Below are 26,779 nucleotides of genomic sequence, written 5' to 3' on the forward strand. Positions count from 1 at the left end.
TGTAGAGCCGGAGGCGATAAACGCACCTAGACATCTTGCTGCTTCCTGAACGTTAGTGGCACCTTCTGATATAAGCTTCACATATTCATCCAATATCGTATCGTTGCTAACGAATTCTGGAGCCTCCACAATTGTTTCGATTAAAAGCGCTTTTGTACTCTGTTCTTTAACCAGAGGTATGGGAATAGAGAAAGCTGACAGTAATTTTGAGCAAGTGCTTTTCAAAAGTCAGGAAGGGGTCTGGGTCTGATTTAATCGTGATCATGGATTCGGGTAAATTAAATACAGGCTCATATGGAATTAGTAGGATCGACAGAAGTGAAGGGAGAACAGGCATCGTCTGGAAAAAGGGGTGTTGTGGGAAGGAATAGCTTTTGATAGTATAGGCAATATATATAATAAAAAGGAATACATCCGTTCCATCGTCTCGACACATGTGGAGAGCATTGCGAGGATTGAAAGGCTGAAAAATTGTTGGAAAATAAAAGATGAGGGTTCATGTTATGCCAAAAAACGATAATATGCTGGCCATTCTATGGATGCTGAATTCAGGCGTGAAGATGACTGCAAAACAAATATCCGAAAAGTTAGAAATAAATATAAGGACAGTCTATCGGTATATTGAAGCACTATGTGCCAGTGGAGTGCCTATAATATCCGACACAGGTCATAATGGCGGGTATAGCTTGCTGAATAATTTTATCAGAGCACCTCTGCTATTTGATATTGAGGAAAAAAAGGCACTCCTTCATGCTGCTGTTTTTGCAAAAGAAGCCGGATACCCTTTGAGTGAGGCATTAGACAATGCGACAGCAAAATTGAAAATGTATTCGAATCAGGAGCAGGAAAGTATGCTTAGTCGTCACTTAGCCGGACTTGAAGTTATAAACCGTGTGGGAGACCCTTCTGTTCAGCCGGTATTGGCGGAATTGGAGCAGGCTGTAGCAAACGAATTCTCTATAGAAATAGATTATCGCACAAGCCATGAAGAACAACCCAAGAATAGGGTGATAGACCCCTATGGAATGGTTTACTGGAACCATAAATGGTATACCGTTGCATTTTGCCACCTAAGGAATGAGACCCGCAGCTTTCGGGCAGATCGGATTCTACAAATCAAGCGGACTCCAATCATATTTAAGCGTCCCGAAGCTTTTTCGGCCCGTGAATTTTTTATGCAAAATCTGTTACCTGATTTAGTGGGCAAGGACGGGTTAATTTCTTTAATGATCGGAGGAAGGTCAGAGGCATTGGATGACTTATGCCTGCATTGGTTTTTGGGGCATCATCTGAAAGAACGGACAGCAAATCAAGCAATCTTTTTGCTTGAGGAAAAATCAATTCATATATATGTCCCTTATTTTCTCCTATCCTACGGAAAATCCATTCAAGTAATCGAACCACAGAGCTTGAAGGAAAAACTTGTTGCTGTTGCGTCGGAGCTAATGGAATATTATCAACTTTAATAGCTTCACTGACAGCAGATGTCAGTGAAGCTATTTTATAATGATGATAATCATTGATTACCGATGGATGGTTGGTATCACGTGATGAATTGTAAAATAAGGAGAACGTGCACATGAATAATACAGTATACCTTTATGTATTTGACACAATGTCAGATTGGGAAATAGGCTACTTAACTGCCGAACTGAACTCAGGAAGATATTATAAAAAGGGGCTGGCCACATCCAAAATAGTTACCGTGGGAATTGAAAAGACTCCTGTAACTACAATGGGCGGATTAAAAATACTGCCTGACATCAAACTGGATGAGTGCAGCATTGAAAGCACAGATACATTGATTTTACCCGGTGGAGATACATGGACAGAAACCATTCACCAACCTATCTTAGAAATCGTTGAGAGGTGTTTAAAGGAGGGGATATGGGTTGCAGCGATTTGTGGTGCTACCATGGGACTTGCCCAGACAGGATTGCTGAATTCACGCCCGCATACAAGCAATGATCTGGAATACCTTAAAATGATCTGTCCCACTTACACGGGTGAAAAGTATTACAAAATGGAGTCTGCTGTAACGGATGGAAAACTGATCACTGCCTCTGGAATAGCTCCTTTGGAATTTTCTGTACACGTTTTGAAGGCTCTGGGAGTGTTTTCTTCAGAAACATTAGCTGCCTGGTATAGTCTGAATAAGACTCAGGAATCCAAATATTTCTATGAGTTGATGAATTCAATCCAATGAAGGAATAAGCATAAAATTGATATTTGATCATTTAAGGAGGAGTACAAATGACTGAGGGCAGAGAATATATGGGAGTGTCAGGTAAATATACAAAAAACGGAATGCCCAACGGCTGTACATCTATTACCCCATTTATAACAGTGAAGAATCCATCTGAGGCCATAGAGTTCTATAAAACTGTTTTCAATGCAAGGGTTAAGGATATTACTGAATATCCTGATGGAAATGGCATTAAAATAATTGTTCATGCGGAATTAGATTTTGGAAATGGTTTTTTGCAGCTGGGAGCAGCGAATCCGGCATATAAATTGGCCTTGCCGCCAGATGAGGACAATGCGTGTTATTCTTTAGGAATTTACGTAATGAATGTTGATCAGGTACTTGAAAATGCGGTAGCAAGAGGAGCAAAAGTAAGGGAACCGGTTACAAACTTTGTTTCAGGTGATCGATTCGCAAGTATATTGGATCCTTTTGGAGTAAGATGGTCTATTATGACTAGGATTGAGGATTTGTCAGAAGAAGAAAGTAGTCGGAGGGTTGCTGAATGGTCCAAAAGCTTTAGTGGAGAATAAATGCAATAACTGTCTTGATAAAAGTGTTAAATGTTGAGGTTGAAAAAGCAACCCTTACAAACCAAGAATGCCTGACCAATCAACAGCCAATTTAACTTTCCATGTAAGTTCGTAAATAAAGAAGATGGTTCGAGATATGAAGAAGGCCTGCAAGTATGTTATATTTAACAAACGGCAATCATGGTGAACATCAAATGGATTTACTTTTTTTAGTAAAGCCACAGGATCGAAGAACAGGTGAACAAAGCGTTCTGATGGTGGAACCGTTATAGGATCGAATATAGATTGACTCAGATATAGAAAAGGATGAGATTATTTTGGAAAACAACGAAACTCAACAGGAATTTACAGAAGTTTATGAGCAGCTTAAAGTAGCTGTAAACCGAACCTCCGATTGGAAAGCGCGTCTAGCTGCGGTGAATGATCTAGGTGTATGGCAGAACCAGCAGACGATTGACGTGCTGACACACCGCTTGAATAATGATACGGTATATGCCGTTCAGGAAGCCGCTTACCGCAAGCTTCAGGAATGGGGCGAGAATGTACAGCCGCCTGTGCGCAAAGAGGGTGAGCTTGTTAAGGGCTTGACGAAGATTCTGGTGCGGATTAAAAAAAGCCTGCCAGCCGACCATACCTATACCGATTTTCGCGAGAAGCTGCACAAGATGAGAGTCGATATTTTTGACATCTATGAAGGTGACAAGGGTGCTGAGTTTGATCCGTGGCTGGAGCAAAAATGGGCTTCGTTATCGACAAGATAATGTCGGAATCCTACAACTGAATGTATTTTAAGGATTGTTACTGGTAATGCAGACAAAACCTTAACAGGGATAAGGGGTTATCTTTGTTAAGGTTTTTTTATATTGGGAGAATGCAGGGAATGCGACTAAGGCTATTAGATGTGGATAAATTGTAGGAAATTGATCATTTTTTAATCCAGACAATAGTGAGATTTGTTGCTGATAAACACGTTTTCGTGGCATATAGTAGCCGAAAACGTGAACATAGTGTGAATAAGCTGCTATAATGGCAAAATCATCCCTCTATTTTTTACCATTATTCTTTAACCATTGGTTAATTAACAAATGTTGATTTTCCGTTTTTTTTGTCATACAATTCTTTCATTACTGTAGGATCGGACTCAGAAACTGCTAGGCTTGATTCATATTTGGACGTGATTTCCTTGTACGCACTCGGATGATGAAGTAGCTCTGTATTGGCAAGATCAGCATCACGGCAGACCGATATCTCCATATCCTTTTTGGGATAGCGGCTGTATTTCATATCTTTCAGGTTTGATGATGAACAAATACGAAGGGGAGCGTTCTTTTGGAATCGAAACAATTAACGAGAGGGCTAAAGCCACGACATGTAGAACTGATTGCGCTTGGAGGCACCATTGGCGTTGGCTTATTTATGGGGTCGGCAAGTACGATAAAATGGGCGGGGCCTTCTGTTCTGTTGGCCTATCTCTTAGCTGGGATTATTATGTTTTTTGTCATGCGAATGATGGGAGAAATGCTGATTCTCGAACCGGTGACAGGCTCATTCGCTACTTTTGCTCATAAATATATCAGCCCTTTGGCTGGTTTTTTGACCGCTTGGAGCTATTGGTTCTTATGGGTCACTGTAGGGATGGCGGAGGTTACTGCGATTGGAGTATATGTGGGCTATTGGTTCCCTGACATTCCGCAATGGCTGCCAGCCTTGGCAGGTGTCATCATTATAGCGTTAGCCAATTTGGCGGCTGTGAAATTTTATGGAGAATTTGAATTTTGGTTTGCCATGATTAAGATTGTCGCCATTATCTTTATGCTGATCATTGGTACGGGCATGATCTTCTTTGGACTAGGTAACGGCGGGCAACCGATTGGTTTCTCCAATCTGTACAGCCATGGCGGTTTTTTTGCAGGTGGTTTGAAAGGGTTTTTATTCGCGCTCTGTATTGTAACGGCTGCTTATCAAGGTATAGAGATGGTGGGCATTACGGCGGGTGAAGCAGAAAATCCGAAAATGACGCTGCGGAAAGCTATTAAAAATATCATCTGGCGTATTCTGATTTTTTACGTGGGTGCGATCTTTGTTATTGTTACGATCTATCCTTGGAACCAAATTGGCGAGATCGGCAGTCCTTTCGTTCTAACCTTTGCCAAAGTGGGGATTGTGGCCGCTGCGGGTATCATCAATTTTGTTGTTCTCACAGCCGCGATGTCAGGTTGTAACAGTGGTATTTACAGTGCAGGAAGAATGCTATATACATTGTCTAAAAACGGACAAGCCCCCAAGTTTTTTGGGAAAGTTTCCAAAAACGGGGTTCCCAGAAATAGTATTATTGCGACTATTTCCTTGCTACTGGTGGGAGTGCTGTTTAATTACTTAATCCCTGACTCCAAACTGTTCCTGTATATTTATAGCGCCAGTGTTCTTCCAGGCATGGTACCGTGGTTTGCAATGGCGATCAGCCAATTTAAATTCAGGAAAAAGTGGAAGAACGAAATGGAAGATCATCCCTTCAAGTCTCGCTTTTTCCCGATCAGCAACTATATCACCATTATCTTCTTGTCCCTGGTGATCGTTGGAATGTGGTTCAATCCAGATACACGTACGCCACTGATTGTCGGAGCATCATTTATGGTGATCGTCATTGTTGGCTATTTTGTCTTTGGCATAGGAAAGCGGCAGAGAATTGAAGAATTAGAGAAGAAATAGAAGGCTGCTAAAATGCAGAGATCACGCCGAGCGAGATTCAGGTTACTCCCTGAGTTCGCTCGGCTTTTCTTTTGCCAAGGTAAAAGCAACCTACTTTGGAAACGGAAAAACAGCTCAAGCTTTAACCCTATACCAATACGTATAAACTTCCGAGTATCCTAGTTTGGCATAAAGCCGTTGTGCAGGTTTGTTTTCGGCTACAACGGCTAAATAGCTGTGTTTGGCCCCATGTTCTTGTCCCCATTTGAGCAAAGCGAGATAAACCCTTTCTTCGTTATGATATTAGATAACATGCGTTCCATGATACCCTTATGATGATCTTCCACACGATTAAGTCTGCAAAAATGCTCTAACCATTCTTCATTCATATGTTCATCTATGTTCACCGAATTTAGTTGGGGGCTGCTTAGGTTATCCAGCTTCAAGGTTTGAACACTCGTCGGGTCAATGAGGGAATAGCCCTTTTCCTCTAAAATGCGATCTAAATGCTCAGGATGGATAAAGGGAGTGATTTTATAGGTTGCGGGCAAGTTACGATTGAAATATAAGCTCTCACACTCTTCAATTTTATGATCGAGGTCAAAGGTTGAATAATGAATCGGGTTAATCGAGTTGGCACGTTTGGTATAACCATCTGCAAAGCGCAAAATCCATCCATCGTAAAGTAAAGTGGACAGGGGCTGCCAGTTGTTCAAGGATAGCTCTTCAATAATTTTGGGGTTCATAGGTATCCTCCATATGGTTGGTTGATTGAATGAATAATAATACATACTTATGAATAATAAAACAAAGATAAATAGAAAGAAAGCACTAATTTTGTTTAGGTACTAGCCAATATACAAAGGACATAAATTATCTATACTTTCTTCTAAATTTTAACTGTTAATATAATTTTAGAGAAGCTATAATTTTATTGAATAATTGGAGTGCAAATGGAGAGGGGTTAAGGGGAAGATGTTGAAAAAATGGTCATTGCTCTTGATGTTATCCTTGCTAGTAGTAGCATCATTGGGCTGGAACGGCGGGGTATCTTACGCAGCTACCACAGAATATACTTGGGACAAGTACAAGGGTACTGAGGTGAAGACATATAGATTGACTGCAGTACCTGGAAGAATAGAATATATGGATCAGGAAAGCTTTTTTGCCGCTTTAAGCCAAACCCCAAATGTGTATGGAGATTTCAGCGGCTATAAAACGGGGAAAACAACTGGAGTTGTAACCGTAAGCATAACGGATGCGGTTTACAAATTTACAGTTACTGATTTTCTTCGCGACCAAGAGCCTGAGGTTGTAGAGTATGTCAATCCCAGAGGTGGAATTCCTCATAGATGGAATGGAACTAGTGATATTCGAATTTTTATGAGAGGGTCAGAAGCGACTTCTTTGTCTGAGCTATTTTATGAGGGGACATCAAGTGAAGGACGCTTTCAATTTAATCCTGACGATATATATTTAGTTACATTCTGGTCCAGTACCGTAAGACCTATCAGTGGTATGTCTGCTGAATCGCTAATAGAGGAAGGAACTCACACGTTTATAAATCGGGAGCTTGTAGGTCAAGTAACAAGCGAAGATCCTGCAGCTTATCCGCAAGATGGGATTTCAGAGAGTTACTATTATGTTTTTAATGGTGCTACTACAAAAGAATAACCCAGATGATATAGGATGGCTAATAAGTGATCCAAATAAGTAAGTGATAGTGATCTGCAATAGTAGAGATAACATAGTGTATACCCATCCGGGGCTATATACATGATGTTATCTTTTTTATTTCTACGCTGGCAATGAGAACATACAGTGATGGAAGAAAAGGGTTGAAAATTTAATTTCCAATGAAAACCATTTTAAATGATCGGGATATATGGCTTTAAAATTATGACGATTTAACGGATAATACAGCATACCTAAAGCGACTTTTTTTACTGTCTTTATTCAAATCTAGGGAGATTATTCCGATAATTCAAGTATATACAGTTTGGTGTCACTGGTTATGAAAATTCGTTTGAAAACAAAAGAGATAATTTTCACAAATGAAAAGGAGCACAGGGGGAAGTGATCTGGTATTACATCATAAAGGAGGGAAAATGCTCTAGAATCTTATGAAATGTAAAAAGGAGTTACAACAAATTAGACGGTACATGGCTGGTTTACTAGCTGTTTGGTTGTTCTGCGTACATACTGTGCCTGTTTTTGCAGACAGGGCCTTTAATGATATTGAACATTCCTACGCTGCTGATGCGATTGAAGCCATGGCTGCTCAAGGGGTTGTTACTGGTTATCAGGATGGCAGCTTCCGGCCCATAGATTTTATTTCGCGGCAGGAGTGGGCGAGTATCTTTGCCAAAACCGTAAAACGAACGTCGTACACCAGAAGTGTTGTTCCTTTTACAGATGTATCGCCGTGGGCTCTATCTTATGTGCGGACCCTGCAGGAAGAGAACATTACCAAAGGAATTAGTGATCAGTTATTCGGTGCAAAGCACAATATGACTCGCCAGGATATGGCAGTTTGGTATGCCAGGTATTTCAGCGTTTCTGAAGATATCCGGTCTTCCAGTGTATCCGGATTTGTGGATCAGCCTGATATATCAGACTATGCACAAACGAGTGTATGGCTGATGGAACGGTTGGAGCTGATGGAGGGGGATACAAATCACTATTTCCACCCCAAAGAGCCTGTGAGACGGCAGGATGCTACACTGGTTGCTTATCGGATATGGCTAGGCGGTGAAGATCTGAGAGAACGTGCCAAGCGTTTGCTGGATTCATTAGGAAGTGGAGCAGCAACGACAAATCAGCCGATCAGCCTACCAGAATCGAAGAAGCTAGTGGTCGACCTGGCGCCGGAAATTAGTCACCAGCGTGCGAATCCGGAAATCGAAGAGCCCAGAAGCCATAGTCCAAGGCCCGATCCACCGGACTCGCCGATAACACCAACAGAGCCCAAGCCTGAGCTGCCAGTTATACCATCAGATCCTAGTCCTAGACCACCAGTAATACCGCCAGTAACGCCACGACCACCGGGACCGAAACCACCGGTGATTTCACCGGATCGTTCCTCGGATTTTGTAGTGGATGCGGTTGTAATCAAGGCGCCGGAGTTGGTAAATCAACCGGAAACGTATCCTGCGTATCAGCTGTCCTTCCAGCTATACAATGAAGGACGCTTGGTAAGCATTCCCGATGTCAGCGTCACAAGTGTCACTTACACATTTAGTGATACATTAGGTGTTTTTGATGAAAAAGGGAAAATCGCGCGTTCCGAAAATATTCCTGCTGCTGATGGTTACATCCCTGTAGAGATAGAAGTCACAATTGCCAAACCCTATCGGGTACTTAAAGCACAGACCAAGCTGATTGTGAAAGGGAAGACTCCTCCAATAGAGGACCCGAGTGTAATCAGGTCTGTATACTTGGCGACATACAGCATTTCACAGGCGACTACTCTAGACCCTGTAGCCTGGAGCATGCCCTATGTATTTCAAAATGCAAAAGGAGAGGTCATACCGCCAGGTTTGTTGCCGTCAGACTTGAAGCTTCGGATAGAGGATTCCAGAGGGATATTTGACGAGGATGGGCATATTGCCAATCTGCATCTGATTCCTACAGTGAACTCTGTCATTCCATTCAAGATCGAGGTTGAATCACCATCTCAGGGAATTCACTTCATATCCGATGCCGAGTTAACGGTAGTACCGGGAGAGCGCAAAAAGCAATATTTTGCTGTCTCGATGATGCTACAGGGACAAGATGCGGGCAGTACGACCACGGTAGACCAAATTGAGCAGGCACGTCAATTGCTGATGGATCACTTTGGCCCCAACTTAAAAGTGACCTGGGCCATGGAAAATAGATTTGTTTTTGTAGAAACGAATCGCCCGCAGCTTAAAAAGGTTTTGGAATATGTGGATCAGTATGGTGATGAAGTCGGGATTTTGGATGGGTATCCGAATAATCTGTACGAGCTCCCTGAATGGGAAGCACGGATGAACGAGTGGTTGTATATGTATCGTTATAATGCACTCAATGAGCTGCACCAATCCGGGTCGTTGGGATCACCTTCGGTGTTTGAAAGCATGGATACAGACCAATACCGGAAGTATCTGCCTAAATCATTGACCAGTTTTACGGTGAACCCTGAGCAGGTCCAATGGCTTAAAGATCATTTTAAGATCACTTCAGCGATGGGGTGGTCGGCTACACAATATAATGTTAACAGCATGTATGGTGAAGGTTCACCTTTGATGCCTTACTGGTCCAATAAGGATAATCCGATTGTTCCAGCACAGGGGCTTGCAAATAATAGCGGTATCGTGTTTATGAACTCAATTACGATTGATCCTATTGGATCACGCTATACAAAGGATTCCTCACGTTGGACTCTCCATCCAGGTGACCCATATATGACTGAAACGGATGCGGCACCACAACTGTATATAGCACAGCAATATTTAGATAACCCGTATCAACGTTTAAATACGGTAAACTACATGTCCATTATTTTAGACATCAACTGGTTTGCCAAAAATCAAAATATGTCTCAAATATGGGAGAACTTTGTGAATCACTTCCCTACTGACCGTGAGGTCGAGATTGTGGGAGTGGACGGGCTGAAACGGATTTATGAATCGTTAGCTGGATCGAATAATGATCATACAGAATTTTCGCTCATGTTTAGGGGTTCTGGCATTAAGGCAGTTATGGACTCCAATAATTCACCGGCCAATCTGCGTTACTTGTGGACTGAAAATGCTTCACAGCGGATCATTTTATCCAAGGAGGATGGAGATACGGCATGGTCCATTATTGATTTTACCGACTATACCCGAAATTCGGTTCCAAAGCTGCCATACAACCTGGATAGGAAGACAGATGTAAGCTATATTACGGGAAGGAACTTCAAGCTGTATCCTACGGCTCCATTAACAGCAGAGGAAATTCAGCGTGTCAAGGATCGTTTGAAGGAGATTTACTTCGCAGAAGAAGTGAACTATCAGTAGGAGTTTGGAGCAACAGCATATTTTAAAACCTGAGGTTTTATAATTGGGCGCCCGAAAGCTATGGAAATGGCTATAGGGCGCCCCTTTATTTTAGTGAAAGATATTTTGGTTTAAGCGAAAAATATTCTCTAATCGAATTTGGAAGAACTCTGGCCTACATGGAGCCATCCAAACTCGGCTTGTAGAGGAATGTTTACCTACAAGAGCCTTTTACATAAATCCAGTGAGAGTCCAGTCCCCCTCTTTTTTTGAAGCTTCGATTTTAAGTTGACAGCAGGGAAGCTGCCTGATATATTTCATACGATATTGATAATCATTATCATGTATACTGAAAAGGTTATTTTTACAATACATAGGGGGCTAATATGTTGAAGAAAACATCGTTTTTTATTTTGGCTGCTATGATGCTCGTATTGTCTGTATTCATTAGCGCTTGCGGAGGAAACAGCAATGGTAATCATTCCGCTTCATCTTCAGGAGATAAGCAAGAGTCAGCTTCTACTGGAGAGAAAAATGCTGATACGACAGACGGTCAGATGCGAAGCTTTAAAACGGTCAAAGGGGATATTCGAATTCCAATCAAACCGCAGCGTATTGTGACGGATTTTTACGGCGGAGAATTACTGTCCGTAGGGGCTAATGTGGTGGGTGTGGAGCCGACGGCCTTTCAAAATCCTTTCATAATTGATTTACTTAAGGAAAAAGGGACCAAAGAGGTGGGTGACCCGACCCATTTGGAGAAGACGCTGGAACTCAAACCCGATCTGATCGTGGTGATGAAGGATACCCACTATGAGGCATTGTCCAAAATTGCACCTACGCTGTATATTCCATACGGAACGACTACGAATATTTACGATACGGTCAAGCTGTTTGGTGATATCACCGGGGAGAAAGAGAAGGCAGAGCAATTTATTGCCGCATTTGATAAAAAGGCTGCCGAAGGCCGCGAACGTCTTAAAGGCGTCATTGATCCCAAGGCTACCTTTGGTCTGTATGAGCTGACGGACAAAAACGCTCTTTGGATTTTCGGTGACAATGCAGGTCGTGGAGGACAAGCGGTATACAATGCACTCAAGCTGAACATGCCGAAGAAAACGACCAACTCCAAGGAACAAACCGTACAGCTTTCGCTGGAGGTATTGCCACAGTACGCCGCAGATTATATGTTCCTGACAACCTATGACCCGGAGAAAAAGGGAGACGCGCTTAAGCAGCTGAAGTCGTCCGCTGTGTGGGGGAACCTGCCTGCGGTGAAGAACAATAGAGTGTTCTTTAACGACTTTGATACGTACTATCGCTATGATCCTATCGCCATTACCGGGCAGATTGATATGATCGTGGATATGCTGATTGAAAGAGAAACAGAGAATAAAGCGAGAAAATAAGTATATGATCCACATTCGCAAGCACTTTACTACATAGGGAGCGCGACCTCGGCCCCCAGCTTGTCAAAAACAGAACGAAGGGGAATAAACGCCTGCCCGTTGCGGGTAATGACACCGTTACTTAGGGAGACAGGTGTATCATTGAGACGGACGAGAATCGGCTTTTGTACAGGAACCGGCGTACTGTAGAGAAATTCATAATCCCCTATGCCAAGCTGCGCATGTTTGTTGACCCCCCAGAACCATAACCGTCCTTGTCGATCAATCGCGAGATTGGAACTCCTATTGGTTTTAATTGTTTTGATGTCCGATAAGGCTTGAATCTGCGATGCAGATAAAGCTTCGGAGGGGGTAGTGTTTTTTTAAAATACCTTGGGCCATGTCCATACGGTACCGTCCTTCTTCAAGAAGATCCAGCGTTCCTCATATTGCGGTCTTTCTTCATAGTAACTATTCAATTTTGTAACATCTTCGATGCTGGATAGGGTTTGAAAAGGAGCAAAGTTACCACCATTTTCGATTCGATCAGCGGATAATACGGTTCCTTCGGCGTTTAGGGCCAGCACATGATCATTCATAATACGCACGTCTATGATGTTTTCTAGCTCTTCCAGAGGAATGAATTTCAAGGATAGCCCAATAACCACAAGCTCCCATCGTGTTGAATCAGACTCCCGGAACCATAGGAACGAATACGGGACGTCGATTCATCTTCGGCCGCCCATGCACTGGAACTGAACAATAACAACGCGATCATACTGATTAACAGAGTACGTCTTTTCATGCGTTTTTCCTCATTTATTCATCAATGTATATAAGGAGAATATCTACTTATATACATTGATGAATAATATATAGAAAAGTTTTCCAAAATAAATCAATTCCAAAAAAAATAACCTCCAGAAACCCATGCTTAGACATGGATTTGGAGGTTATTTCTTAGCCCGTTATTCGACTGCGTACGAAATGTCCAAGGGAATCACTCCAAGATAGCTCACTCATGAATAGGCCACCTCTCTGGAGTAGTGTTGCAGATCTATTGCTTTGAGCAGATTCTTGTACAAAATCGCAGTTGTTAATGTGCCGACACCGCCGGGAACCGGAGAAATCGCATGTACCTTTTCTCCAACGTCCAAGGCGGCATCCCCCACTATTTTTCCCTCCAGCGTCTCGTTAATTCCCGCATCTACCAAAATCAGACCGGGATGAACCATATCCTGTGTAATCACATCAGGGCATCCGACTGCGACAAAGGCAATGTCTGCATGACTCAAATGCTCTGCAATATCACGTGTGCCTGCATGACAGGCGGTAACGGTGGCATTTTCTCTTTGCAGCATGTGAAAAAGGGGGAGTCCCACCGTCTGTCCTATGCCGACAAGGGTGACGTTTTTGCCTGCCAAGGTGTGACCGTAATGCTTGAGCAGCTCAATGCAGGCTTGAGGCGTAGCGGGATACAACCCGGCTTCACCTGTAACGGTAGCCAGCTTGTTGCCTGGGGTAATTCCATCAATATCCTTGTATGGGGCGATGGATTGTTTAATGGCAGAGGTGGATAAATGCTGGGAAAGAGGCAATTCCAACATAATACCATGTACATGAGAGGCTTCGTTCAGGCTACCGATCAGGTGAAGGAGTTCAGCTTCGCTTACATGGCGGTCAAAGGTATGAAGATGAAAGGAGATGCCCAGCTTCTCCGCTATTTTTTGCTTGGTCCGGGCGTAGTAAGCAGATGCCGGATCACCTTCTACCAACAGTGTTGCCAAATGAGGGCGATGCCCTTGCTGTTTCATTTGTTCTACTTTGTTACGGATCGTTGCATACACTTTGTCAGCTGCTTCTTTGGATTTCATAATGATAGCCATAGTCTGAACCTCCTCTGAATTTATCGCATGATGGAATCAACAGGGTGTCATGGTCTTGTAAAACGAAAAAAAGTATTTGCACAAGGTCGTCACGACAGACGAATCCTCTGCAAATACTTCTCCCAGGCGAACGGCACGCTTTCATTGTATGCTCCCTCGTGGTTGATTCCACTGACTTCGCCAGTCACATACAGCGTTATTTACCTTATATTTTAACAAATAATCTTCCGAAAGGAAACCCGTGAACATTTGGCAAAGAGGTCATGTTATTTGTCTATATGACAAATGTCATATTCCCGAACTGACGTTTATGACTACATCCAACACAGGTATCCCCTTATACTGAGGTTAGATCAACATGTACGCCTGACGAGATCAAAGTACGGGCGTCATTTTAAAGGAGGATCATAAATAAGTATGACACAACTCCCATTAGCCCAATTGAAAAAAAATATGGCTCCCTATGAGAAAATAAACACGAAATCCAGCGTTCTGCAACTCTTTAATACCCTGGGTCCACTGATCCTGCTATGGTATGCCGCCTATCTTAGTCTGTCGGTATCGTATTGGCTGACTCTTCCGATTACTATTATTACTTCCGGATTTGTTATACGAGCATTTATCATTTTTCATGATTGCGGTCATCAATCGTTCTTCAAAAGTCGCAAACTGAATGACATTGTGGGCACAATTACAGGTATTATTACACTTTGCCCGTATGAACAATGGAAAAATAGCCACGCGATTCACCATGCAACCAGCAGTAATCTGGACAAACGGGGCACAGGTGATATGTGGGTGCTTACGGTGGAAGAGTATGTAGAAGCTTCTGCATGGACACGAATGGCTTATCGTGTATACCGGAGTCCATGGGGGATGTTCGGACTCGGTCCGATCTACACCTTTTTGATTTCCTATCGCTTTAACACAAAGAAGGCAAAACGCAAGGAAAAAATGAACACCTATTTGACGAATGTCTCCCTCGTCGTATTGTACGCTCTGCTGTGCTGGGCCATCGGATGGCAGAATTTTGTTTTGATACAGACACCTATTTTTTTTGTATCAGGTGTGCTGGGCATCTGGTTATTCTATGTACAACATCAGTTTGAGGATTCGTATTTTGAGCATGATGAAGAGTGGAGCTATATTAATGCAGCCGTAGAAGGCAGCTCTTATTATAAGCTTCCTAAGGTGTTGCAATGGATTACGGGCAATATTGGCTTTCATCACGTTCATCATTTGAGTCCGAAAGTACCGAATTACAATTTGGAGAAGGCGCATGATGCCACCCCGCAGCTTCAAAAAGCGACGACTATCACGGTGAGCACAAGTCTGCAATCTCTGAAGTTCCGGCTTTGGGATGAAAGCACGAAAACCTTTTTGACCTTTAAACAAGTGAAGCCGTTGCTTAGCAAACGTGCTGCCGTTACGAAACCCGTCCCTACACCTGTTGTGAGCACAGAAAGAAAATAACTTTGTACGAAGCACGGTATGATAAGATAAGGGGTATAAGCTGAATTAGCGAAATGAGTATTTTGCAACAATCTCAAGAAGCATAAAGGGTGGGCAGGATGCAAAAATGGTATCAGATTTTTCAAAGAAATACGGGACTTAACCCTTATGTATGGGTTGTCTTTTATATCCTGCCCTTCTATTATTTTAGTTCCTCATCTACAAGTCATATCGTGCTGGGTACCGCCTTTATTTTAGTGTTCTTTGCTTGTTATGTACTGGCTTTTGTCTCTCAAGGCTGGCTGATCTACTTCTGGACCAGTGTACAGATTGCGATATCCATAACCATGACGCTGTTATTCAGCTATATGTATTTCTCGATATTTATCGCTTTCCTGATTGGTAATATCAAAAGCAAGGCCGCATTCACTACACTGTATATTGTGCTGATGGTCTGTACCATTGGATTGATCAATTATGGTTTTGTTTCTGAAAATCCTGTTTTTATTAAGCAGCTTCCTTTTATTCTGCTGAATCTGCTTGGTGTAATCTTGATTCCGATAACTACATTTAATCGTAATAAAAGCGATCGGCTTCAAGTACAATTGGAGGATGCTAATAAGAAAATATCGGAATTGATTAAGCTAGAGGAGCGGCAAAGAATTGCGCGCGACCTGCATGATACTCTTGGTCAAAAGCTGTCACTCATCGGACTGAAAAGTGATTTGGCTGGCAAGCTGATGGATCAGTACCCGGAGCGGGCTCACGCTGAAATTAACGATGTTCGCCTTACGGCGAGAAGTGCGTTAAAAGAAGTGCGGGAAATGGTCACTCAGATGCGAGGTATGCGATTAGAGGATGAATTACTGCGTATTCGGCAGATTTTAAAGGCTGCTCACATTGAATTCACCTTGGAGGGCGATCCGAAGCTGGAGCATACGTCCTTAATGAACGAGAATGTGCTCAGTATGTGCATGAAAGAGGCGGTGACCAATGTGGTTAAGCACAGTGGCGCTACAGCCTGCTCCATTGCCATTGAGCCGTCTCGTAAGGAGCTGACCCTTCGGATTCAGGACAATGGAGTCGGCGTTACGGGAGAAAATGCAGCCTTTCGGGGGAATGGTCTGCAAGGGATGAAGGAACGGCTCGAATTTGTGAACGGGTGTATGGAGCTGCGTTCAGATCAGGGAACGGCCCTGATCATAAAAGTGCCGAATATCACTGAAAAGCCAAATGAGGAGGTGGGGCCATGATTCGAATCGTTATTGCGGAAGACCAGCGTATGCTGCTGGGTGCTTTGGCCTCCCTGCTGGACTTGGAAGAGGACATGAAAGTAGTCGGAAAAGCAAGCAACGGGGAAGAGGCTCTAGAGCTGGTCAAGCTGCATCAGCCAGATATATGCATCATGGATATCGAAATGCCAATCAAAAGCGGATTAGATGCGGCTGAGGAGCTCAAAGGCTTGAATTGCAAGGTGCTGATTCTGACCACATTTGCCCGTCCCGGATATTTTGAACGGGCCATCAAGGCAGGCACGCACGGTTATCTGCTCAAGGACAGTCCCAGTGAAGAACTGGCTTCCTCGATTCGAAGTATTATGGCAGGCCGCCGCATTTATGCTCCAGAGCTGGTCGATGATGCTTATGCGGAAGTTAACCCGCTGACCGAGCGTGAGAAGACCGTCTTGTCGCTCATTGCTGATGGGAAGAACACCAAAGAGATTGCCAGTGAGCTGTACCTAACGACAGGAACGGTGCGCAATTACATTTCAGTCATTCTGGATAAGCTGGGTGTCAGCAATCGAATTGAGGCGATTACGCGTTTTAATGAAAAAGGCTGGTTTAAATAAGCGTAAGGCAGAAATGTCCAAGGAGAAACAGAGGAGCTATGAAGGAAGACATAGCTCCTCTGTTTTGTTGTTTTATCGGAGGATACATAAGAGAAAGTATATGCCTTTAGCCTACTTCCTTGTGATACAATAGGATAGCTGTCCATGGGATGGACCGAAGTGCAAGGAGGAACGGAACCATATGAAACAAGCCCCATATATAGCCGTTGAAGGGCCGATTGGAGCAGGAAAAACGACATTGGCTTCCCTGCTTTCAACGGAGCTGCATATGCCAATGATTAAAGAGATTGTCGAGGAGAATCCGTTTCTCGATAAATTTTATCAAAATATAGATGAGTGGAGCTTCCAACTGGAAATGTTCTTTCTCTGCAATCGGTACAAGCAACTGGAGGATACTGGCCTGCAATATATCGAGAAAGCACAGCCTGTTATTTCCGACTATCATATTTATAAAAATTTGATTTTTGCTGAGCGAACGCTAAAGGGTGTGAAGCTCGAAAAATATCGCCAAATCTATCATCTGCTCACCGACGATATGCCTAAGCCGGATATGATCATCTACATTAAAGCCGATTTGGATACGTTGCTGGGCAGAATTCGCAAACGGGCGCGCTCCTTTGAACAAGAGATGGACCCGGCATATCTGGAGCAGCTCATCACCGATTATGATAATGGCATACAATTTCTCGCCAAGCAGGCTCCTTTTCCCAAGATATTGACTGTTAACGGGAATGAGATTGATTTTGTAGAAAACCGAGCACAATTTGAACAGATTGTTTCTGATGTAAAGGAGCTTATTCAATGAATAAATACAACATTCCGGCGAATGCCCTGATTACGGTAGCGGGCACGGTAGGTGTGGGGAAATCCACACTAACGGCTGCGTTGGCTGAACGCCTGGGCTTTAAAACCTCACTGGAGAAGGTGGATCATAATCCTTATCTGGAGAAGTTTTATCACGATTTCGAAAGATGGAGCTTTCATCTGCAAATTTATTTTCTGGCCGAGCGCTTCAAGGAGCAAAAAAACATCTTCTTGTCCGGTGGAGGCTTTGTGCAGGACCGTTCGATTTATGAGGACACAGGAATTTTTGCGAAAATGCATGCCGATCAGGGGACGATGAACCCTACGGATTATGAAACGTATACCAGTCTGTTTGAGGCGATGGTGATGACACCGTTTTTCCCGCACCCGGATGTGCTGGTCTATCTGGAGGGCAGCTTGCCATCCATACTGAGCCGGATCGAGGAGCGCGGTCGTGAAATGGAAATCCAGACCGAGCGATCTTATTGGGAGCAAATGTATCGCAAATATTCCAATTGGATCAACGAGTTCGATGCCTGTCCTGTGCTGCGTCTGAACATTGATGAATATGACGTGCATGACCCCGCTTCTATGGATGCCATTTTGGTAGAGGTAGGCAAGGTAATTTCTAAAAAATAAAGAATATTGACCGTCCGTGAGGACGGTTTTTTTGTGCTATACATTTCTAAAAGCCTTGCACATATGTGCAGGTAAGCACGTTGAAAATGATCCATCAGGAATATGGATTGTCGGTCATGAAGCTGGTATATTTTGATGGATGAATATGAGAACATGTGTTCTTGATTGTTCTTTCTTATTTATTATCGTGGTATAATATGAGCAGATGGAGCTGATTCTAGTGGTAGAAATGCTGGACCCCCGCAATGACTTTTTGTTTAAGCGCATTTTTGGAAGCGAGGAAAATCGTGATGTGCTTTTAACCTTTCTAAATCGTACCTTTGAGGAAGCGGGGGGGCCTCTGTTAACGGAAATTGTACTTTTGAATCCGTATACGGATAAGGACGCACCGCGTGATAAGCAGTCTATTTTGGATATTCGGGCCAGAACGTTGGAAGGTCAGCTCATTAATGTGGAGATGCAGCTTTTCAATAAGTATGACATGGATAAACGAACTTTGTTTTATTGGAGTAAGCAGTATGCAGGACAACTGTACGAAGGACAATCCTATAAGCTGCTGAGAAAGTGTGTAACGATCAATATTTTGAATTATTCCTTCCTACCGAACAGCCGTTATCATAATGTGTTTCATTTGACGGAGGATCGTACGGGCATCCCGTTTAGTGATGATATGGAGTTGCATTTTTTGGAACTGCCCAAACTGGATGAGCACGAGATTCCGGCTGGTAGCGGTGGCTTGGTCAACTGGCTTCTGTTTCTAAAGGGAAGTAATCCATCTCAATGGGAGGTACTAGCCATGAATGAACCCGGTTTGAAAAAGGCGATGACTACGCTGGAGTTTCTAAGTCAGGATAAAGAGGCGCGTTTACAGTATGAAGCCCGACAAAAGTACCTGCATGATGAGGCTTCCATGATCGAAGGCGCAAGGGAAGAAGGCTTGAAGCTAGGTAAAGCAGAAGGTAAAGTTGAAGGTAAAGTTGAAGGAGAGCGTCAGAAGGCAATTGAAATTGCACGAAATATGCTGAATATGGGGCTTGAGATCGATGTGATTGTAAAAGCATCTGGCTTATCCGAGTCAGAGGTGCGTTCGCTGGAAGTATAAATCAGAAACATCATACAAGGACTGTGGTACAATCAGAATGAATTAGCTGATGGCCGCAGTCTTTTTTTGTCGAATGAGAAGCTCTAAAAACGAAGTATGCCTAACCGTATAGTGGACAAGCTTAGGCCAGAATGCGAGAATAGATACATATATTAAATGTAAATGACTCTCGGGGAAGGATGGGATACTGTGATGCGTTTTGGTATAGTTGGAACCAACTGGATAACGGAGAGATTTATTCAAGCCGCAGTAGAGACGGACGAATTTGCCCTGACGGCGGTGTACTCACGAACAGAGGATAAAGGCAAAGCCTTTGCCGCCAAGTACAGCAGCCATCCGGAGGTATTTACAGACCTGGCGCAAATGGCTGCAAGTGATCAGGTGGATGCCGTATACATTGCCAGTCCCAACTCCTTGCATGCGGAGCAAGCGATTGTGTGTATGAATCACGGAAAGCACGTGCTGTGCGAGAAGCCGTTTGCCTCCAATGCAACGGAGGTGCGGAGCATGATTGAGGCTGCGCACAACAATGATGTTTTGCTGATGGAGGCCATTAAGTCCACGCTTATGCCAAACTTTAAGATTGTTAAGGACCATATGTATAAAATTGGTCGGGTTCGGCGTTATTTTGCAAGTTATTGTCAATATTCATCACGCTTTGATGCTTTTAAGCAAGGAAAAGTGCTGAATGCCTTTAATCCGTCTTTTTCGAATGGCTCCTTGATGGATCTTGGGGTTTATTGCCTGTATCCTATGGTGGCATTGTTCGGCAAACCGGAGGAAGTTCGCGCGGTTGGCGTGCTCTTGTCTTCTGGTATAGATGGGGAAGGCAGCATCGCTATGCGATATCTGGATATGGACGCCGTCGTCATGCATTCCAAGATTACCGATTCATATTTGCCTGCCGAAATTCAGGGTGAGAATGGAACGATGGTGATCGACAAAATAAGCCAGCCGTATGAGGTGAAAATTCATTATCGGGACGGCACGATTGAGGATCTGACGAAAGCACAGACCCGTGAACCGATGTATTATGAAATTCAGGAGTTTATTGATCTGATTAAGAGCGGAGAACGTAATAGCTCCATTAATTCACTGGAGTGTTCACTCGCAGTCGCTGAAGTGATGGAGGATGCAAGACAGCAGATTGGTCTTCGTTTTGAAGCGGATTTGAAAAATACGTCTGCACATTAGTTGGTTAAATAGTTCCACCTAAAAAGGGTATCCAAGCGGCCAACAAGACTGTAGGATATCCTTTTTCATTTTCTTACGGGACATCTGCTGCTGTACTTGTAATACTTTCACCCTGTTCGAAAGCTGGTAAAACATACATAATGTTAATAACAAGTTCAACGTTTGATATGAAGTTAAATACAGGAGGATGAAACGGTGGCTTATATGGAAATAAATGGAGTTCGGGTGTGGGGAGCGCCCGATGCAGGGGCGTTATCTCAAGCCCGTACTTGTGCGGAGAATGGTAATGTGATTCAGGCGCTGCTGATGGCGGATCATCATAAAGGCTACAGTCAGCCGATTGGCGGCGTGATGGTATATGACGGACAAATTTCACCTTCGGGTGTCGGGTATGATATCGGATGCGGAAATAAGGCGGTTAGAACCAAGCTGTTCGCAGCAGATGTTTTGCCGCGTATTTCATCCATTTTGGATGAGATTGCACGTCATATTTCCTTTGGCGTAGGCCGTGTAAATGCGGTTCAGGTCGATCATGAACTGTTCGATGACCCGGATTGGGCGGTATATGCTGCGATTGGGAAACAGGAGCATGACAAGCTAAAATCCTTGGCAAGAGACCAGTTGGGTACGGTGGGGAGCGGTAATCATTTTGTTGATGTATTTGTGGAGGAAGCGACAGGGCAGGTATGGATTGCAAATCATTTTGGCAGCCGGGGCTTTGGACACAAAACAGCAAGCGGATTTCTAAATTTGGCGGCAGGACGAGAATTTCTTGGAAAAGCGCCGGGAGAGCATATGGATCAGCCGCCAGTCCTGCTGGACATGAATAGTGAGCTGGGAGACATGTACTACCGTGCGATGCGGCTTGCCGGGCGTTACGCTTATGCTGGACGGGATTATGTGATAGAACAGGTGCTTGGTATTATGGGCACCGAAGCGGAATTTGCCGTGCATAACCACCATAATTATGCATGGAAAGAACAGCATGATGGACGTGACACGATTGTAGTCCGCAAAGGCGCCACTCCCTCGGCTCCTGGCCAAACGGGTTTTATTGGTGGAAGCATGGGCGATATTTCGGTGATTGTACGCGGAAGGGATACGATAGAAAATCGAGATTCCTACTATAGTACAGTTCATGGCGCAGGGCGCATTATGAGCCGTACCCAGGCAGCTGGTAAAATGAACTGGAAAATCCGTATGCGTAGCGGCGGGAAGATTACGGACTTACAGATGAAGGAGGCCGTTCAGAACTATGGTGTTGAGCTGCGCGGAGCGGGTACGGATGAAAGCCCGTTTGTTTACCGCCAGCTGCGTGAGGTGCTGGACGCTCATTCCGAAACGGTGGAGGTTCTGCATGAGCTTAAGCCTATTGGAGTATGTATGGCTGGGGCGAATGAATTCGACCCGTATAAGGATTAATGAAATGATTTTATCATAAAAAAGAGACTATACCCCGGCAGGAACGATCATTCGCCGGATATAGTCTCTTTTGAGTAGTATAGTCCTTTTAATTCTTACAATCGGTCCCCAAACAGCTGTTCCTTGATATAAGAGACTGGCATTTCTTGGCCTGTCCACAGCTCGAAAGCAAGTGCGCCCTGCCACAGCATCATGCCCAGACCGTTAATGGCGGTTGCGCCAACGGATTCAGCTTGCTCCATCAGCTTGGATTTAGCCGGGCTGTATACCACATCAGTCACGATCAGGTCGGAACGAAGCATGGATGTATCTTCAAGTACGCTTTTGCCTTCCAGTGGTTTCATGCCGACACCTGTTCCGTTTGCGAAAATATGACTGGTGCGGATCTCTTCACGCAGTTGTTCTTGATCTTCCAGAGGATATATATTCGCTTTGACTTGGGTGTGTTTCATATCTTCATTAATAATACGGACATTTTCTTCTGCACGGGCAAAGAACTGATCGTTACGGGCAAAGATTGAAATTTCAGCCAGACCTGCTTGAGCCGCTTCAATAGCAATCGGAGTAGCTGCGCCGCCAGAGCCGACGAGTGTCATTTTTTTAACTTTCAGATCAATACCATGTTCACGCAGGTTACGAACATAACCAGATCCGTCTGTACTGTAGCCCTTCAGCTTGCCATCCGTGTTCACGACGGTGTTGACTGCTCCTGTAAATTTGGCGCTGTCGTCCAGCTCGTCAAGGTACTGCACAATGGCTGTTTTGTTGGGCATGGACACGTTATAACCACGTACATTCAGAGCACGCATCCCACGTACCACTTCTTCCAGCTGTTCATTTCCAACTTCAAAGGCCATATACGCGTTGTTTAGGCCCAGTTTTTCAAACGCAAGATTATGCATAGCCGGGGACAAGGAATGTCCGATCGGTGTAGCAAGCAATCCGATTAATTGTGTTCTTCCGTCAATACGCCCAGCATTTTTCATGATATAAGCCTCCAGGTTATCTGTGTAGTTTAATAAAACACTTTTTTATAGCGATAAGCAACAAACACGGCCAGCAAAATACTGACTACGGCAATCGCAATATCCAGAATGAACACGGAAGTAATTCCGAGGCTCTTGGACATGCCCCCGGTAGCTAACGGCATCAGAATGAACGAAAGACTGGCTGCAATGTTCACGAGAGAAGTCGTAGTCCCTTTATTCTTGCGGAAAAATTCAGTCATAACGGTGAGAGCAATTTGGAATATACCTGCGGTAGACAATCCGATTAAGAACGAACTGATTATAGTAGCGACAGGATTGTGCCATGTAATTAAAGCCAGCAAGGAAAGCAGTGCAACAAACGGATACACAATCATGACGGTAATCGGTTTAATGAATCTGCCAAGCACCACGGCTAACAGAATAACGGAAACCAACGAACCTATACTATAGTAGCTTAGCAGTTTAATGGCACTGGCTTTCTCCATGCCCAGGGCCTCTTGACCAAAGGTAGGAAGCCATAGCTGCACGACCATGAACAATACAGTGGAAGTAAAACCGATAATGATCAGAGACAGACCCTCTTGCCAAAACTTAGGCTCACTGCGGAAAGTATTTGCTGATTGGACAGTTTGGGTTGGAGTCTTTTGTTCCTCAGCTTTGTGATTGGGGAAGGCTGTCATCGATAAGAAGATACCGCTTAGCAGATAAATACCTGCCGGAATAAAGAAGGAATAGCCATAGAACATATTGTGATCGATAAAGAATGCAATCATGAACGGAATAACAATGGCACCGATAGAAATGGATGCTTTGACCAAGACGGTTGCAGAACCAGCTTTTTTTCCGAAACCTTCAATTAATGCCGGATACGTTCCCGAATCCATCATGGAGTTACAAAGCCCTGCGATAATGGCAAATACGAATGCCAACGTATAGTTAGGTGCAAGGGGAATACCGATCAGGAAAATTAAATAAGCAAATGATGCGATCACAACGAGCGGCTTTCTTCCGTATTTGTCTGACATTTTCCCGGCTACCCCGAGAGCCAGCAGCTTACCGATCCCGATGGCTGACACCAGATAACCGATGGCAGCCTTATCCGTGTTCAATTGCACGGTCAGGAAGCTCATATTCGAGGAGAGAATAACATTGATCATACCCAGAAGAAAATAGTTGATGTAAAGCCCTGTTGCCATTCTGATGTAAGGATTTTTCATAAGTGTAGCTCCCAACTTGAATTTTAGATCCATGGATTAATAGTGAAAAAATTCACATTGTTTCTATGTCTTTATTATATAAGGAGTGTTATTATAAATCCAATGCATATTTCTAACGTTTTCCATAGTTTAGGTCTATAATTTAAAATATAAATTAAAGAAGGGAACGGCATAATTATGAACCTGAAGCAACTACAATATTTTCGTGTACTTGCAGAGATGGAGCACTTTACCCAAGCAGCTGTGCGACTATGTATTACTCAACCCAGTTTAAGCCATGCAATTTCAGAATTAGAAAAGGATCTGGGGGTTCATTTGTTTGAGAAGCAGGGGAGGAATGTTCGGCTGAACAAATACGGACGATTTTTCCTAAAATATGTGGAGCATGCGATGGATGAATTGGAGAAGGGAGAGCACAACTTGCGGGAATTGGTTAGCCCAAGCCATGGGAATGTGGATCTGGCGTTCATTTACACGTTAGGCTCTCACTTCATTCCAGCGATCATTCAAGCCTTCTCGGCCTCGGATGCCCGTAAAGACATATCCTTTTCTTTTCATCAAGGGAATACGAACGATATTATCCAGGGCTTGAAGCAGGAGCATTATGATGTGGCGTTCTGTTCGCACATGGAAAATGAACCGGACGTTGAATTCATTCCGTTGGCTCAGCAGGAGCTTGTTGTTATTGTTTCACCAGATCATCCGCTGGCTTCCCTGAACCAAATTGATCTCAAGGATGCGGCAGCGTACCCTTTTATCTTTTTTAACAAAAAAAGCGGTATCCGTCCCATTATTGAAAACTTATTCGCCAAAGTAGGTGTTACTCCAGAGATCATTTGCGAGATTGAAGAGGACACGGCGATGGCAGGGCTGGTATCTGTGAATTACGGAATTGCAGTCATGCCTCGAATTTCATCGTTGGATTATTTTAACGTCAAAACATTGCCTATTGTTAATCCCGAATACGAGCGTTTTATCTATCTGGCGAGCATCAAAAACAGGTATTTATCCCCGGCTGTAGTGGACTTTCGGAACTTTGCGCTCAGCTACGGTGAGGAATTTTATTTGAAAACGCATCAGCGTGTTTAAATGTGTCTCTCCCAATATTTGAACTTGATAAATTTAAAAATGTGTTCTATACTTCATCATCGACACGGATAATGTGAAATGATTCACATTTGTGACACTACAAGACTTACTTACAAAAGCAGGTGAATTCACGATGAAACGTTCTTCTTTTCCAGTGGCGTCCGGCCTTTATGTAAACTATCTTTTGTTCGGTATGTTTAACATTATGCTGGCGTCACACATGTCCTTTTTAACCGAGCATTTGCATACAGATCAGGCGGGAATCAGTCTTCTGGTATCCGCAATGGGATTTGGCAGGCTGTTTACGCTGTACATATCCGGGGTGCTTTCCGACCGTTATGGTCGCAAGCCGTTTATTGTGGCCGCAGGGCTACTAATGGCCGTTTTTTTAGTCGGTATACCGCTAAGCCCCAGCTTTGAAATGGCGATGGTGCTGGCTGTGCTGGCAGGCGTAGCGAATTCTTTTCTTGATTCAGGCACCTATCCAGCTCTGATCGAAGCTTTTCCCCAATCCTCCGGCTCTGCTACCGTGCTGGTGAGAGGCTTTATATCCATCGGGGCGGCATTTTTACCGTTAATGATTATCTTTTTTATGAACCATGATATTTTTTACGGGTTCTCGTTCTTTTTACCAGCGCTCATATTTGGTCTGAATGCGATTTACCTGTTCAAAATGAAATTTCCAGACATGCGGATTCAGGCGCCCAAGGAGCCAGTTCACGATACATCTGTATCTAACGTAGAACATACGGTAGAGCTAAAAGCAAATGACCGGAGCAAGCCGCGCTTCTGGCAGGAAGGGCTTTGCCTTATTGTTCTCGGCTTTACCGGGCCTACCTTGCTGTATATTGTTCAGTTGTGGCTGCCTACTTTTGGACAGCAGTTTATCGGTATGACTGAATCAGAGTCCCTGAGATTATTAGTCTATTACAATGTCGGCTCTCTCGTCTCCGTGTTCGTATTGGTGATTGTGTTAAGAAAGTGGGTCAAACCGGTTCATATTATTCTCATTTATCCATGCATTTCTTTGTTGGCTTTTGGAGCACTACTTCTTTTCAAATCACATGCTGCGGCCATTATTAGCTCATGTGTCATTGGATTTTCCATTTCGGGTGTGCTTCAACTGACATTGACCGTAATGAGTGAGTTTTTCAGTCAACGAAAAGGACAGATCACCGGGTTCATTTACACAGCAACTTCAGTATCGTACACAGTCATCCCTGTGTTTACAGGCTTTCTTTTGAAGAGTTCTCAAATATCTAGTACAGCATCAGTCTTT

26 protein-coding genes and 1 riboswitch are annotated in these 26,779 nt (G+C 43.7%); of the genes, 18 read left to right on the forward strand and 8 right to left on the reverse strand.

The window, feature by feature from the left end:
* Positions 1–503: 503 nt before the first annotated feature.
* From ACIFQM_RS23625 to ACIFQM_RS23645, 5 genes are all read left to right on the forward strand, one after another.
* A complete protein-coding gene (locus ACIFQM_RS23625; RefSeq protein WP_430044437.1) occupies positions 504–1,466 on the forward strand; it encodes a helix-turn-helix transcriptional regulator in 963 nt (320 codons plus the stop codon).
* 113 nt (positions 1,467–1,579) lie between these two features.
* On the forward strand, positions 1,580–2,206 hold the full coding sequence (locus ACIFQM_RS23630) for a type 1 glutamine amidotransferase family protein (RefSeq protein WP_430044439.1): 627 nt from the start codon (positions 1,580–1,582) through the stop codon (positions 2,204–2,206).
* 47 nt (positions 2,207–2,253) lie between these two features.
* The gene (locus ACIFQM_RS23635) at positions 2,254–2,778 is read left to right on the forward strand and encodes a VOC family protein (RefSeq protein WP_430042284.1); all 525 of its coding nucleotides are present in this window, start codon (positions 2,254–2,256) and stop codon (positions 2,776–2,778) included.
* A gap of 317 nt (positions 2,779–3,095) precedes the next feature.
* Positions 3,096–3,539, forward strand: a complete 444-nt coding sequence (locus ACIFQM_RS23640) for a HEAT repeat domain-containing protein (protein WP_430042286.1) — start codon at positions 3,096–3,098, stop codon at positions 3,537–3,539.
* 568 nt (positions 3,540–4,107) lie between these two features.
* Entirely contained in the window at positions 4,108–5,487 is a 1,380-nt protein-coding gene (locus tag ACIFQM_RS23645) for an amino acid permease (protein WP_430042290.1), read from the forward strand.
* Positions 5,488–5,601: 114 nt separating this feature from the next.
* Here ACIFQM_RS23645 and ACIFQM_RS23650 read toward each other — a convergent pair whose 3' ends face one another.
* Together ACIFQM_RS23650 and ACIFQM_RS23655 are read right to left on the reverse strand one after the other, a co-directional pair.
* Positions 5,602–5,739, reverse strand: coding sequence for a GNAT family N-acetyltransferase (locus ACIFQM_RS23650; protein WP_430042294.1), 138 nt, complete (start codon positions 5,737–5,739; stop codon positions 5,602–5,604).
* Positions 5,694–6,212, reverse strand: coding sequence for a GNAT family N-acetyltransferase, cg3035/Rv0428c family (locus tag ACIFQM_RS23655; protein WP_430042296.1), 519 nt, complete (start codon positions 6,210–6,212; stop codon positions 5,694–5,696). Before ACIFQM_RS23655 ends, ACIFQM_RS23650 begins: the two co-directional genes overlap by 46 nt.
* A 229-nt stretch (positions 6,213–6,441) precedes the next feature.
* Here ACIFQM_RS23655 and ACIFQM_RS23660 point away from each other — a divergent pair, with 229 nt between their 5' ends.
* From ACIFQM_RS23660 to ACIFQM_RS23670, 3 genes are all read left to right on the forward strand, one after another.
* Positions 6,442–7,140, forward strand: a complete 699-nt coding sequence (locus ACIFQM_RS23660; protein ID WP_430042298.1) for a hypothetical protein — start codon at positions 6,442–6,444, stop codon at positions 7,138–7,140.
* A 488-nt stretch (positions 7,141–7,628) separates the two neighbouring features.
* The gene (locus ACIFQM_RS23665) at positions 7,629–10,490 is read left to right on the forward strand and encodes an S-layer homology domain-containing protein (RefSeq protein ID WP_430042299.1); all 2,862 of its coding nucleotides are present in this window, start codon (positions 7,629–7,631) and stop codon (positions 10,488–10,490) included.
* Between the two features lie 365 nt (positions 10,491–10,855).
* Positions 10,856–11,878 carry an ABC transporter substrate-binding protein gene (locus ACIFQM_RS23670; protein WP_430042301.1) on the forward strand — a complete coding sequence of 341 codons (1,023 nt, stop codon included), beginning with the start codon at positions 10,856–10,858 and terminating at the stop codon, positions 11,876–11,878.
* A gap of 29 nt (positions 11,879–11,907) precedes the next feature.
* Here the strand turns inward: ACIFQM_RS23670 and ACIFQM_RS23675 are convergent, their stop codons facing one another.
* The 4 genes from ACIFQM_RS23675 to ACIFQM_RS23690 form a co-directional block, all read right to left on the reverse strand.
* Complete coding sequence (locus ACIFQM_RS23675) at positions 11,908–12,201, reverse strand: hypothetical protein (RefSeq protein WP_430042487.1); 294 nt, start codon at positions 12,199–12,201, stop codon at positions 11,908–11,910.
* Positions 12,202–12,240: 39 nt separating this feature from the next.
* Positions 12,241–12,507 (reverse strand): hypothetical protein, encoded by a 267-nt coding sequence (locus tag ACIFQM_RS23680; RefSeq protein WP_430042304.1) that lies wholly within the window; start codon positions 12,505–12,507, stop codon positions 12,241–12,243.
* The gene (locus ACIFQM_RS23685; RefSeq protein WP_430042306.1) at positions 12,504–12,662 is read right to left on the reverse strand and encodes a hypothetical protein; all 159 of its coding nucleotides are present in this window, start codon (positions 12,660–12,662) and stop codon (positions 12,504–12,506) included. Before ACIFQM_RS23685 ends, ACIFQM_RS23680 begins: the two co-directional genes overlap by 4 nt.
* Before the next feature lie 214 nt (positions 12,663–12,876).
* The gene (locus tag ACIFQM_RS23690; protein WP_430042308.1) at positions 12,877–13,743 is read right to left on the reverse strand and encodes a bifunctional 5,10-methylenetetrahydrofolate dehydrogenase/5,10-methenyltetrahydrofolate cyclohydrolase; all 867 of its coding nucleotides are present in this window, start codon (positions 13,741–13,743) and stop codon (positions 12,877–12,879) included.
* A gap of 113 nt (positions 13,744–13,856) precedes the next feature.
* A riboswitch (ZMP/ZTP riboswitch) is annotated at positions 13,857–13,941 on the reverse strand.
* 219 nt (positions 13,942–14,160) lie between these two features.
* Between ACIFQM_RS23690 and ACIFQM_RS23695 the strand changes: the two genes are divergently transcribed.
* From ACIFQM_RS23695 to ACIFQM_RS23730, 8 genes are all read left to right on the forward strand, one after another.
* A complete protein-coding gene (locus tag ACIFQM_RS23695) occupies positions 14,161–15,216 on the forward strand; it encodes a fatty acid desaturase (protein ID WP_430042310.1) in 1,056 nt (351 codons plus the stop codon).
* Between the two features lie 98 nt (positions 15,217–15,314).
* Positions 15,315–16,448, forward strand: coding sequence for a sensor histidine kinase (locus ACIFQM_RS23700; protein ID WP_430042312.1), 1,134 nt, complete (start codon positions 15,315–15,317; stop codon positions 16,446–16,448).
* Positions 16,445–17,044: a response regulator gene (locus tag ACIFQM_RS23705; RefSeq protein ID WP_430042314.1), complete on the forward strand. Its 600-nt coding sequence runs from the start codon at positions 16,445–16,447 to the stop codon at positions 17,042–17,044. Before ACIFQM_RS23700 ends, ACIFQM_RS23705 begins: the two co-directional genes overlap by 4 nt.
* 181 nt (positions 17,045–17,225) lie before the next feature.
* Positions 17,226–17,849, forward strand: coding sequence for a deoxynucleoside kinase (locus tag ACIFQM_RS23710; RefSeq protein WP_430042315.1), 624 nt, complete (start codon positions 17,226–17,228; stop codon positions 17,847–17,849).
* Positions 17,846–18,487, forward strand: a complete 642-nt coding sequence (locus ACIFQM_RS23715; RefSeq protein ID WP_430042317.1) for a deoxynucleoside kinase — start codon at positions 17,846–17,848, stop codon at positions 18,485–18,487. Before ACIFQM_RS23710 ends, ACIFQM_RS23715 begins: the two co-directional genes overlap by 4 nt.
* 205 nt (positions 18,488–18,692) lie before the next feature.
* On the forward strand, positions 18,693–19,589 hold the full coding sequence (locus ACIFQM_RS23720; RefSeq protein WP_430042320.1) for an Rpn family recombination-promoting nuclease/putative transposase: 897 nt from the start codon (positions 18,693–18,695) through the stop codon (positions 19,587–19,589).
* Positions 19,590–19,781: 192 nt separating this feature from the next.
* Positions 19,782–20,783: a Gfo/Idh/MocA family protein gene (locus ACIFQM_RS23725; protein ID WP_430042322.1), complete on the forward strand. Its 1,002-nt coding sequence runs from the start codon at positions 19,782–19,784 to the stop codon at positions 20,781–20,783.
* A 195-nt stretch (positions 20,784–20,978) separates the two neighbouring features.
* On the forward strand, positions 20,979–22,205 hold the full coding sequence (locus tag ACIFQM_RS23730) for an RtcB family protein (protein ID WP_430042324.1): 1,227 nt from the start codon (positions 20,979–20,981) through the stop codon (positions 22,203–22,205).
* Positions 22,206–22,300: 95 nt separating this feature from the next.
* On the opposite strand, the gene ACIFQM_RS23735 is transcribed toward ACIFQM_RS23730, so the two are convergent.
* Both ACIFQM_RS23735 and ACIFQM_RS23740 read right to left on the reverse strand, forming a co-directional pair.
* Positions 22,301–23,191 carry a shikimate dehydrogenase gene (locus ACIFQM_RS23735; RefSeq protein ID WP_430042325.1) on the reverse strand — a complete coding sequence of 297 codons (891 nt, stop codon included), beginning with the start codon at positions 23,189–23,191 and terminating at the stop codon, positions 22,301–22,303.
* A 29-nt stretch (positions 23,192–23,220) separates the two neighbouring features.
* Positions 23,221–24,411, reverse strand: a complete 1,191-nt coding sequence (locus tag ACIFQM_RS23740) for an MFS transporter (protein WP_430042327.1) — start codon at positions 24,409–24,411, stop codon at positions 23,221–23,223.
* A 177-nt stretch (positions 24,412–24,588) separates the two neighbouring features.
* Here ACIFQM_RS23740 and ACIFQM_RS23745 point away from each other — a divergent pair, with 177 nt between their 5' ends.
* Positions 24,589–25,500, forward strand: a complete 912-nt coding sequence (locus ACIFQM_RS23745; RefSeq protein WP_430042328.1) for a LysR family transcriptional regulator — start codon at positions 24,589–24,591, stop codon at positions 25,498–25,500.
* Between the two features lie 133 nt (positions 25,501–25,633).
* A partial coding sequence (locus ACIFQM_RS23750) for an MFS transporter (protein ID WP_430066274.1) occupies positions 25,634–26,779 on the forward strand: 1,146 nt, incomplete at its 3' end.

Source organism: Paenibacillus sp. NRS-1782 (genome assembly GCF_050467685.1).
In the GTDB taxonomy this organism is placed as follows: Bacteria; Bacillota; Bacilli; order Paenibacillales; family Paenibacillaceae; genus Paenibacillus; species Paenibacillus terrae_A.

Excerpts from the sequence above, each read along its gene's own strand:
- ACIFQM_RS23735 (WP_430042325.1), bottom strand. The coding sequence starts at position 23,191 with ATGAAAAATGCTGGGCGTATTGACGGAAGAACACAATTAATCGGATTG.
- ACIFQM_RS23715 (WP_430042317.1), top strand. The coding sequence starts at position 17,846 with ATGAATAAATACAACATTCCGGCGAATGCCCTGATTACGGTAGCGGGC.
- ACIFQM_RS23655 (WP_430042296.1), bottom strand. The coding sequence starts at position 6,212 with ATGAACCCCAAAATTATTGAAGAGCTATCCTTGAACAACTGGCAGCCC.
- ACIFQM_RS23670 (WP_430042301.1), top strand. The coding sequence starts at position 10,856 with ATGTTGAAGAAAACATCGTTTTTTATTTTGGCTGCTATGATGCTCGTA.
- ACIFQM_RS23660 (WP_430042298.1), top strand. The coding sequence starts at position 6,442 with ATGTTGAAAAAATGGTCATTGCTCTTGATGTTATCCTTGCTAGTAGTA.
- ACIFQM_RS23725 (WP_430042322.1), top strand. The coding sequence starts at position 19,782 with ATGCGTTTTGGTATAGTTGGAACCAACTGGATAACGGAGAGATTTATT.
- ACIFQM_RS23740 (WP_430042327.1), bottom strand. The coding sequence starts at position 24,411 with ATGAAAAATCCTTACATCAGAATGGCAACAGGGCTTTACATCAACTAT.
- ACIFQM_RS23635 (WP_430042284.1), top strand. The coding sequence starts at position 2,254 with ATGACTGAGGGCAGAGAATATATGGGAGTGTCAGGTAAATATACAAAA.
- ACIFQM_RS23630 (WP_430044439.1), top strand. The coding sequence starts at position 1,580 with ATGAATAATACAGTATACCTTTATGTATTTGACACAATGTCAGATTGG.
- ACIFQM_RS23745 (WP_430042328.1), top strand. The coding sequence starts at position 24,589 with ATGAACCTGAAGCAACTACAATATTTTCGTGTACTTGCAGAGATGGAG.
- ACIFQM_RS23705 (WP_430042314.1), top strand. The coding sequence starts at position 16,445 with ATGATTCGAATCGTTATTGCGGAAGACCAGCGTATGCTGCTGGGTGCT.
- ACIFQM_RS23665 (WP_430042299.1), top strand. The coding sequence starts at position 7,629 with ATGGCTGGTTTACTAGCTGTTTGGTTGTTCTGCGTACATACTGTGCCT.
- ACIFQM_RS23625 (WP_430044437.1), top strand. The coding sequence starts at position 504 with ATGCCAAAAAACGATAATATGCTGGCCATTCTATGGATGCTGAATTCA.
- ACIFQM_RS23685 (WP_430042306.1), bottom strand. The coding sequence starts at position 12,662 with ATGAAAAGACGTACTCTGTTAATCAGTATGATCGCGTTGTTATTGTTC.
- ACIFQM_RS23700 (WP_430042312.1), top strand. The coding sequence starts at position 15,315 with ATGCAAAAATGGTATCAGATTTTTCAAAGAAATACGGGACTTAACCCT.
- ACIFQM_RS23720 (WP_430042320.1), top strand. The coding sequence starts at position 18,693 with ATGGAGCTGATTCTAGTGGTAGAAATGCTGGACCCCCGCAATGACTTT.
- ACIFQM_RS23695 (WP_430042310.1), top strand. The coding sequence starts at position 14,161 with ATGACACAACTCCCATTAGCCCAATTGAAAAAAAATATGGCTCCCTAT.
- ACIFQM_RS23710 (WP_430042315.1), top strand. The coding sequence starts at position 17,226 with ATGAAACAAGCCCCATATATAGCCGTTGAAGGGCCGATTGGAGCAGGA.
- ACIFQM_RS23690 (WP_430042308.1), bottom strand. The coding sequence starts at position 13,743 with ATGGCTATCATTATGAAATCCAAAGAAGCAGCTGACAAAGTGTATGCA.